We start from the raw sequence: 2,952 nt of genomic DNA, 5'->3' as shown, positions 1-2,952 counted from the left end.
CGCCGCCGTGCGGCATGCCACGGGCGAGATCATCGTGTTCTCCGACGCCAACTCGCTGTTCGCCCCCGAGGCCGTGAGCCGCATGGTCGAGAACTTCGCCGACCCCGAGGTGGGCTACCTCACCGGCGCGCTCACCCTGCAATCGAGCGACGGCAGCGTCAGCGGTGGTGGCAGCGGCGCCTACATGCGCTACGAAAACATGCTGCGCGCAACCGAGACCCGCGTCGGCTCGGTGATCGGCGTCAACGGCGGCATCGACGCCATTCGCCGCGAGCTGTACTCCGACATCCCGCGCGAACTCATCACCGACTTCGTGCTGCCGCTGCGGGTGATCGCGGCTGGGCACCGCGTGGTGTTCGAGCCTCGGGCGCAGTCGGCCGAAGCCGCCAACACCGAGATCACGTCGGAATTTCGCATGCGCGTGCGCGTGGCCCTGCGCGCCCTGCAGGGCCTGATGCACATGCGGCAACTCTTCAACCCGCTGCGCTACCCGATGGCGTCGTTCTGCCTGGTCTCGCACAAGCTGCTGCGTTACATGGCTTTCGTGTTCATGGCCACGGCCCTGCTGTCGAACGCGTGGCTGGCACTGTTCAGCCCGCTGTACCAGACGCTGTTGCTGGTCCATCTGGTGGGATACGGCCTGGCGCTGCTCGGGCTGTCGAAGTTCGCGCCGCCTCAGTTGCGTCTGCTCACCGTCGTCCCCAGCTATCTGCTGATGACCTATGCCGCCTTCGCTATGGCCACGGTGAAGTTCCTGCGTGGCCAGAGCATGGCGACCTGGCAGCCGCGCGCCGGCTGACCATTCGGGCTGACGTCAGCGCGCACCAACTTGCGCATAACAAAGAAAAACCCCCGCGTACAGGGGATGGGGCGCCAATCTGTATCTGATTGATACTATTGCTGTTGCAGAAGTCAGCAAATCGTCAGTCTTGGCGATCTGACGTCCTGCCTGGACGTTGTAGGAACCACAGCATGAAGTACGTATCCCGCCTCGCCGCCATCGCGGCATTCAGCACATTGGCTGTCGCCGCGCAGTCCGCCGTGGCCGCCACCGACCTCGGTACCTTGGGCAACGCCTACACCGTCTTTGGCAACAACTACGGCAGCCCCCAGGCGTCGTTCACCGATTACTACACCTTCAACATCGCCAGCACGGGCGTGGTCGCAGGCGGCACCATCGAACTCGACTTCGGCAATCTGTACAACCTCAACGTGAATTCCATCACCCTGTCGGGCGGTACGTTGGGCGGCGCCGGCAGCCTGATCGACCTCAACCCGAATGACGGCTTTGCCTTCAGCGGCCTGGGTGTCGGCAGCTACCAGATGGCCATTTCGGGCTCGGTGACGGGCCTGCTGGGTGGGGCCTACCTGGGCGCCGTGCACGCCGTGACGGCCCCGGTTCCGGAGCCCGAACACTACGCGATGGCCCTGCTGGGCATCGCCGGGATCGGCTGGATGGTGCGCCGCGCGCGTGCCAAGGCTCAAGCCTGAGCGCCAGCCTGATCCGGCTTGCCGGACGCCACGATCAACGGGTCCTGCGGGGCCCGTTTTTGTTTGGCTGGGCCGCACCGGCAGCACGCCCGCCGGCGTACGCAAGTTCCGTCACCCTGCGCGGAACTTCAGCTTTGAGGCGGATGTCCGATAGATTCACGGACTCCACCCGTCGGCCCTCAGATCCAAGGAATGCTCGCGTGACACTTTTCACAGCCCGCCGCCACCTGACTGGCATGGCCCTGCTGGGCATCGGACTCGGCTTGATGGTGCTGGCTGGCTGCAGCCGCCAACATGCCAGCGGTGACCGTTCTCAAGTGGCCGCCCGCGTCAACGACGACGAGATCTCGGTGCACCAGATCCAGGCCGTGCTGCAGCGCGAGCCTCAATTGGTGCGCGACTACGGCGAGGCCGCCGGCCAGAAGGCGCTCGAAAGCCTGGTGCAACAAGAGCTCGCCGCACAAGCCGCCCGCAGCGAGGGGCTCGACAACGCGCCGGCCACGCTGCAAGCGCTTGAGTTGGCCAAACGCGAGGTGCTGGCCCGCGCCTATCAGGACAAGATCGCCGCGCAGGTGGGCGCCCCGGCCACGGCCGACATCGAGCGCTACTACGACGAGCACCCGAAGCTGTTCGCGCAACGTCAGCAATACACGCTGCAAGAGATCGTGGTCGAAGGCGAGGCTCCGGCCCTGGCCGACCTCGATGCCCGCGTCAAAGCAACCGCCAGCGCAACCGATGCGCTGCGCGCGGTGCAAGGAACCGGCTTGAATTTCGTCTCGCGCCAAGCCATTCGCTACGCCGAAGAACTGCCCCCTGCCAGCCTGGAGCGCGTCGGCGCCATGCAGGCGGGGCAATCGGTGCTGGTGCCGCGCCAGGGCGGCGCGACCATCCTGACGCTGGTGCACGCCGACCCGGCGCCGGTCGACCGGCACTTCGCGCGGGCATCGATCAGCAACGCCTTGCAGCTTGAGCGTCGGCGCGCCCTATTGGCGCAGTCCATGCGAGGACTGGCCGGCAAGGCGAACGTCCGCTACGAGGGCGTCTACGCCCACCTGAGCGCCCCAGCCGAAGGCGCCAGCGCGCAGGCCTCGTCTCCTGCTCCATGAGCAATACCTCGCCAACTGGCCCGGCACAACTCGAAACCGGCTTTGATCGCATCGGCCTGATTGCGCTGTCGATCGGTCTTGCCGCGCTGCTGGTGCCGAGCTACGCCGGTTTGCTGCAGGGCCGCTACGCCGCCGAGGCACAAGGGCACGAACCCATCTTCATCGGTCTGGCCGTCTGGTTGCTGTGGCGTCAGCGGGCTGCGCTGGCTGCTCTGCCGCGTCGCTGCGCCGTGGGCGGCACTTTGGCTTTCGGCTTGCCGGGCCTGGCGTTGTACAGCCTGGGTCGCACCCAACAAATTGCGCCCGTCGAGCTGGCCGCGCTGATGCTGGTGCTGGCCGCCGCCGTGCTGTGCCT

Annotated in this window: 4 protein-coding genes; all 4 read left to right on the top strand. The window is 66.5% G+C overall.

Annotation, left to right across the window (positions count from 1 at the left end):
• Nucleotides 1–799, top strand: a 799-nt coding sequence (locus ACE3SS_RS15275; RefSeq protein WP_374595423.1) for a glycosyltransferase family 2 protein, incomplete at its 5' end; no start/stop codon positions are given.
• A gap of 173 nt (nucleotides 800–972) precedes the next feature.
• Nucleotides 973–1,491 carry an FxDxF family PEP-CTERM protein gene (locus ACE3SS_RS15270; protein ID WP_374595421.1) on the top strand — a complete coding sequence of 173 codons (519 nt, stop codon included), beginning with the start codon at nucleotides 973–975 and terminating at the stop codon, nucleotides 1,489–1,491.
• Between the two features lie 200 nt (nucleotides 1,492–1,691).
• On the top strand, nucleotides 1,692–2,597 hold the full coding sequence (locus tag ACE3SS_RS15265) for an EpsD family peptidyl-prolyl cis-trans isomerase (RefSeq protein ID WP_374595419.1): 906 nt from the start codon (nucleotides 1,692–1,694) through the stop codon (nucleotides 2,595–2,597).
• A partial coding sequence (locus ACE3SS_RS15260) for an archaeosortase/exosortase family protein (protein WP_374595417.1) occupies nucleotides 2,594–2,952 on the top strand: 359 nt, incomplete at its 3' end. The genes ACE3SS_RS15265 and ACE3SS_RS15260, both read left to right, overlap by 4 nt.

The sequence above is a fragment of the Aquabacterium sp. genome (assembly GCF_041915145.1).
GTDB lineage: Bacteria > Pseudomonadota > Gammaproteobacteria > Burkholderiales > Burkholderiaceae_C > Aquabacterium.
This window is presented reverse-complemented; position numbering and strand designations above follow the sequence as displayed.

Bases quoted from the DNA above. Each gene is read 5' to 3' on its own strand.
- ACE3SS_RS15270 (WP_374595421.1), top strand. From the start codon at position 973: ATGAAGTACGTATCCCGCCTCGCCGCCATCGCGGCATTCAGCACATTG.